Below are 5417 nucleotides of genomic sequence, written 5' to 3' on the forward strand. Positions count from 1 at the left end.
TGCAAGGAACTCGGGATCGAGCGCGTCACTCTATACAGATATGTCGGACCGAAGGGCGAGCTCAGGGATTATGGGAAGCGCGTTCTCAGCTTAGCGTAGGATTTCGCCCCCTCCCGCAAACGACCCCTAGATGTGGCGTGCATCGACGCCAGCCGCAATCAGCGCATCGCGCTGGAGATCCAGGGACTGGCGTTCGTCGGCTGAGGACACTCGCATATAACCGACCAGCATGTACGACAAACCTCAGCAGAAGCGTTTCCGCATAGTAATTCAAAACGACAGGGTTTGTCGTGCAGTTTTTGCTATCTTGGCGGCTATCTTTTCCCGGCAAGAAAAAGAATGACGGAAAACATCTGTTTTCCGTCATATACCCTCAGCAGCCACCCTTAGCGTATATCTGTGCCCGTTCTATGTACCGACCCCTGTCAGAGAAAAGCGAAATAAAGATGTCGAGCCTTGTTCGGAGAGCCTTCTACTGGAGCGCACTATCTATTCTGGATGGCTGCCTAATCGCGGATATTAGATGCCTTTCAAGCGCTCTGGATTCACTTTGCATCCATCACCATCTGGACGGCTTCTTGTCAGATCTCCTTGCCTAATAAGAGATGTTTCGCGATTCCCTTCCATTTCTTCCATTCAAATTAGGTTGACCTAAACAGTCTATAGTCAGGTTGGGACAGAGCAAAGCTATGCGAGAATAAGGGCTATATGTCGGTTTTTGTCAGGAAGTCTGAATGGGACAGACTTCCAGCCATTTTTATTAAAGTTGTCAAAACGGATATTGTGAAGCGAGGTTTTTTTATGACGATGGGTCTGGCAGTGCCGGTTCTTCCCCGAAGGGACGATTGAGGATCGTGAGCACGTCTTCGGCGGCATAGATCCGGTTGCGGGCATGGCCGGTGCGTTCGGTCAGTATCCCGACCTGGCAGAGCTGGGCAAGGGCCGTCTGGGCGGCCGGGGGCGTGATGTCCAGCAGATGGCCAAGGCGGCTGGCCGTCAGGACGGGATAATCGGTCAGCAGGTCCAGCGCGCGCAGCGCGGCCGAGCCCTTACGGAAAGCCCGGCGCTGCCGCCATGTGGCCTTCAGGGCCTGGGTTGCCTGCCGGGTGACCTGCACTTCGGTGACGGTCCGGATGATGGCGTCTGACAGGAACCCGATCAGGGGCGGCCAGTCGAGCCGTTGCTGGGCCCGTTTGAGCGCCGCGTAATAGTCCTGTCTGTGGGCCTCGATATAGGGAGAAAGATACAGGGGGACCTGACCGTCAGCGGCCATCATCAGCGGCAGCAGCAGGCGGCCAACAACCCGGCCATTGCCGTCGTTGAACGGATGCACGGCCTCGAAATGGGCATGGGCGATGGCCAGCCGGGTGATGAGGGACTGGGTCATCTGCTGCATCCCGTCGGCCTGCATGTAGTTCAGGGAGGCCTCCAGACAGGCTGCCACCTGGTCAGGCGGGGGCGGGTTATAGGTCGAATAGGCGATATGCCCTGTCCCGCCGATCCAGACCACGTCCTGGCGCAGGGTGCCCGGTGTCCCGCGATAGGCCGGGTCGTGCTGCATGACCGCCTGATGGAGCGCCAGCACGGTGGGCAGACGGAATAAGGCCGGGCCTTCGCTACAGGCCTGTGGCAGGAACTGCTCCAAGGTTCGCGCATAGTCGCGGACCTGCCGTGTGGCATGGGAAGCGCCCTGGTCGTCCTCATCGACCACCAGAAGCTCATTGAGGGTGCTGTGGGTGCCTTCCAGGGCGGAACTGCTGAGGGCTTCCTGACGGCTCAGGACGCGGCTGATCAGGTACGGATCAGGCAGGGTGCGGGCGAGGGCGGCGATTTCACCCAGGGCGGACAGGGCCTGCCCATGGCGGGCGGCGGCATCGCCCAGCATAACGCCCGCTTCAGGCGGCGGCGGGGGCACGACCCCGTAATGCTGGGCATAGGGGGCGGGCAGCCGCTGCAGACATTCCCGGATCCCGCCGGCCAGATCCTCACGCTTCATCCTGCCCAACCTTTTCCTGACACCGGATTTCCCTAACATGATTAAGATTTATGTTAAAACCTTAATCATGTTAGCCAGAAGTAGGCCCTTGCGTAAGGTTCTGCCAGATTGTGCGGGTGGCTACAGGTGACGTGGATGAAAAATTCTCCCCGCCCCGAACCTGTCCGGTAATATGGATTACCGGACAGGTCTGCGCTAGGCTCTGGCGAGCCCGAAAGCCGCAGGAAACCGCCCTATCGTGATTATCGATCCTAACGGGATTGGCCCGGCCGGCAGGGACACTTCCCTGGCCGCGCCGCTGGCCCAGGCCCGCGCCTATGCCCGCGCCAGCCGGGCGCCCGCCACCCGCCTGGCCTACCGGCGCGACTGGGCCGCCTTCACCGCCTGGTGCCACGCCCGGGACCAGGGCGCGCTGCCCGCCGATCCCCGGCTGGTGGCACTGTTCCTTGCCCATGAGGCCGCGCGTGGCCTGCGCCCGTCATCGATCGGCCGCCGGCTGGCGGCCATCGCCTTTGCCCATCGTCAGGCCGGCTGCGTGCCGCCCCAGGCCCAGCCACAGGCGGGCGTGCTGGCCGAAGTGGTCGCCGGCATCCGTCGTCAGGCCGGCACCGCCCCGCGCCGCAAGCAGGCTGCCGATGACCGGGTGCTGCAGGCCATGCTGGCCGCCCTGCCGGCGACAAACCTGAAGGCCATCCGTGACCGGGCGCTGCTGGCCTTCGGCATGGCCGGGGCCTTCCGCCGCTCGGAACTGGCCGGGCTGCGCTGCGACCAGCTCGACCGCACCCCAGAGGGCATGACCGTGCGCTTCGGGGCAACCAAGACCGATCCCGAGGGGCGGGGCGTGTGCATCGCCATTCCCGAAGGACGCCGCATCCGGCCCGTCGCCCTGCTCGAGGCCTGGCTGGAGGCGGCCGGAATTACGGACGGAGCCGTATTCCGTGACGTGGTGCGCGGTCAGGCCAGCGCAGGCCCGATCAGCGACCGCACCGTGGCCCGCGTGGTCCAGCGCGCTGCCCAGGCCGCAGGCTACGACCCGGCCCGCTTCGGGGGGCATTCCCTGCGCGCAGGCTTCCTCACCTCAGGCGCGCGGGCCGGGGCCAGTCTCTTCCGGCTCAAGGACGTCTCCCGCCACCGCTCCACCGATGTCCTCGCAGCCTATGTCCGCGAGGCCGGACTCTTTACAGATCATGCAGGAGAGACGTTTCTTTGACTGTCATTTTAGGTAGAGGCTGTGCCGGTCCAGGTCCGTCCATTTCCTGATCGACCACGTCCAGATCTTCCGTGCATTCTGGCAAAATTTGTGGTTGGTCTGTTTTCTGAACTTTTCGTAATTCTGAAAATTATTTCCCATGGTCAGTATGTCCCCTTTATTCTCTCCCGGCGTAGCCCAGAACGACAATAATGAGGCTTCCATAGCTACTACCCGTTCCAGGCGGGCCCGTCGGATGCGGCGTCTGGCGCGGGTCAGGACCCTGAAGTGGCATCGAACCATCATGTATTGTACCGGGGCCGTGCTGATTGGCATTATCTCCGTAATCTTTGCCCATATCGGGGATTGGGCGGCCGAGCTGCGTTATCATGTTGTCGCCAGAAACCCATGGTCCATGCTGGTGATTGCCCCGCTCGGGCTTGTTGCCATTTCCTGGCTGACACGCCTGTTGTTCAATGGTGCTCAGGGATCAGGAATTCCCCAGACAATAGCAACCCTGCATATGCATAATTTCGTGCTTGTGGACCGGATCCTGACCTTGCGCATTGCGCTGGGCAAGATCCTGATGACATGCTTGGGTCTCATCTGTGGTGCTTCGATCGGTCGTGAAGGGCCGAGTGTCCAGATCGGCGCTTCCATCATGCACGCATTTTCGCGTGCCATGGGGCAGCATAATGATGTCACCAGGCATGGTATGATCCTCGCAGGGGGGGCTGCCGGCATGGCTGCCGCTTTCAATACGCCTCTTGCCGGTGTTGTGTTTGCGATTGAAGAACTGGCGCACTCCTTTGAACAGAAGGCGTCGGGGCGTACTCTGACTGTTATTATTTTTTCGGGGATTACAGCAATTGCCCTGTTGGGGAACTATACATATTTTGGTCGGACGAATGTTTTTATTCCGGTAGGACGCGCATGGCTGGCCGTTCTGGTATGTGGTGTAAGTGGTGGATTGGCGGGGGGGATTTTCGCCCGTCTTGTCATCCGCCTTTCAAAAGGTCTACCGGCTTTTCTTGGCCGGTTTTCAAGTCGATTCCCTCTTGTATTTGTGGCGCTATGCGGCCTGTTACTGGCTCTGATCGGACTGGCATCAGATGGTGCGACTTATGGTACGGGCTATCTGCAGGCGCGTGGGATAGTGGATGGAAGCCTGCATTATCCTGCGTCTTTCTTTCTTCTGAAGTATATCTCCATGCTGATTACTTTCTGCTCTGGCATTCCTGGCGGCATGTTTGCACCTTCCCTTGCGATCGGTGCAGGAATGGGAGGATGGGCCGAGCAGTTTCTGCCTCATACGTCGCCTGGAGGCGTTGTACTGCTGGGTATGGCTGCCTATTTTTGTGGCGTTGCCCAGTCACCGCTGACGGCAACCATCATCGTGATGGAAATATGTGACAATCAGCAGGTGACCCTAGCCCTGCTGGCCACGGCCTTCCTGTCGTTCGGTGTATCCCGCATGGTCTGTCCCAGACCGCTTTATTCGGCACTGGCTACGGGATTTCTGGAAAAAACAGAGCAAATGGCGCGACAGGTATCTCACGATAGATTGGAAAAATAATTTTATTCTGAACTGGGTTCCTGATCGAGCGGCTGATCAGCATTCTGTTGGGCAGATTCACCAACAAGAAAAGAAATATGAAATCATGTTGCTTCCTCTGTCCAATCCGGTTCCACAATCAGGGAAACCGGAAAATGTCTGCAGTCTGGTGTTCCTGTCTGCAGCATCTGTCGTGATCGGGGCATCTGCCGGTATGATCTGTGGTATCTTCCGCTTGTTGCTGGAATGGCTGGAGGCCGTCCGGACAGATATGGGAATGGAAGTGTCGCTTCAGCATGGCTTTTCTTGCGAAGGCGTGCTGTTGATCATCGGATCTGGCGCAGCTGCATGGCTGGCTTCAGGTCTCGTTCGTCATTTTGCCCCTCTTGCAGCAGGAAGTGGCATCCCGCATGTGGAAGCTGTCTTGTTGAGTGCGTCACCGCCTGCGCCATGGCGGGTGGTGCCCGTCAAATTCGTGGGTGGCCTGCTGGCGATCGGAAGTGGGCTTGCCTTGGGACGTGAAGGGCCCAGTGTGCAGATGGGAGCGACTGCAGCTGGAGGGTTCTAAAAACCCCCTGGTTTTGAGGTCTTCTGTATGATTCTATTTCTTCTGCGTTGATTGAGGGAATGGCGATATGAAGCAGCCTGGTTTTTTTGATGTTGAAGAGCGGCTTTCC

The 5417-nt window shown here is 59.1% G+C and carries 5 protein-coding genes; 3 read left to right on the forward strand and 2 right to left on the reverse strand.

What is annotated here, in order from left to right:
• Positions 1–126 precede the first annotated feature (126 nt).
• Both KMAL_RS15850 and KMAL_RS15855 read right to left on the reverse strand, forming a co-directional pair.
• Positions 127–216 (reverse strand): hypothetical protein, encoded by a 90-nt coding sequence (locus KMAL_RS15850; RefSeq protein ID WP_456306383.1) that lies wholly within the window; start codon positions 214–216, stop codon positions 127–129.
• A 583-nt stretch (positions 217–799) separates the two neighbouring features.
• Positions 800–1996 carry a Fic family protein gene (locus KMAL_RS15855; protein ID WP_110096458.1) on the reverse strand — a complete coding sequence of 399 codons (1197 nt, stop codon included), beginning with the start codon at positions 1994–1996 and terminating at the stop codon, positions 800–802.
• A 238-nt stretch (positions 1997–2234) separates the two neighbouring features.
• Here KMAL_RS15855 and KMAL_RS15860 point away from each other — a divergent pair, with 238 nt between their 5' ends.
• From KMAL_RS15860 to KMAL_RS17730, 3 genes are all read left to right on the forward strand, one after another.
• Entirely contained in the window at positions 2235–3206 is a 972-nt protein-coding gene (locus KMAL_RS15860) for a site-specific integrase (RefSeq protein ID WP_110096459.1), read from the forward strand.
• 283 nt (positions 3207–3489) lie between these two features.
• Positions 3490–4761, forward strand: a complete 1272-nt coding sequence (locus KMAL_RS15870) for a chloride channel protein (RefSeq protein ID WP_087609087.1) — start codon at positions 3490–3492, stop codon at positions 4759–4761.
• A gap of 85 nt (positions 4762–4846) precedes the next feature.
• A complete protein-coding gene (locus KMAL_RS17730) occupies positions 4847–5308 on the forward strand; it encodes a chloride channel protein (protein ID WP_110096460.1) in 462 nt (153 codons plus the stop codon).
• The last annotated feature ends 109 nt before the right edge of the window (positions 5309–5417 follow it).

The sequence above is a fragment of the Novacetimonas maltaceti genome (genome assembly GCF_002906255.1).
GTDB classification, from domain to species: Bacteria; Pseudomonadota; Alphaproteobacteria; order Acetobacterales; family Acetobacteraceae; genus Novacetimonas; species Novacetimonas maltaceti.